This is a genomic window from Rhizobium bangladeshense, from assembly GCF_001662075.1.
GTDB lineage: Bacteria > Pseudomonadota > Alphaproteobacteria > Rhizobiales > Rhizobiaceae > Rhizobium > Rhizobium bangladeshense_B.
This window is the reverse complement of record NZ_LYPL01000124.1, coordinates 1-492: the sequence shown is the minus strand read 5'-3', so window position 1 is coordinate 492 and position 492 is coordinate 1. Positions and strand designations below refer to the sequence as shown.

Here is a 492-nt window from a genome sequence, read left to right as displayed (position 1 = left end):
GTGGTGACCGCAGCCGTTGCTGCCATTCCGACCTGTTCCGCCTGCTATGGAACCGCGACCTGTCCACGGATCAACGTCAAGATTTCCCTCATGGTCGACCCGGGGAGAGGTCGCCCGGATGCGCAACGTGTTGAGAAGGTCTTGCAACCGATTCCTTATCTCATCGCGCGAGTCGCCAGAGTTTGGAGCCATGGAATGGATCAAGTCGATCAGCCACTCAGGACGGTTCTCCAGCACTTGTAAGGCAAAGTCCTTCGCCTCCACCTGCTCCTGTTCACCGTCAGCGTACCGAAGGAACTGACGGTAGCCCTCCGGAAGAACGGGGTAGTCATCAGAGAGCTCGATGTGGACTGAGATGTGCCGGGCGCCGAAAGGGATGCCGAAGGTGGGAGCTTCAATGGTCCACGAGCGACCTGTGAGCACACTGTACATCTCCCCTTTGAAAACGATTGCGCAGGTGCTGAGGTTTGACGCGATAGAGCTGCTTACCGA

General features: G+C 57.7%; 1 pseudogene. It reads right to left on the bottom strand.

From position 1 onward, the window contains the following. Positions 1-423, bottom strand: a pseudogene (locus A7X77_RS33750) (hypothetical protein); the annotation flags it as partial. Positions 424-492 lie beyond the last annotated feature (69 nt).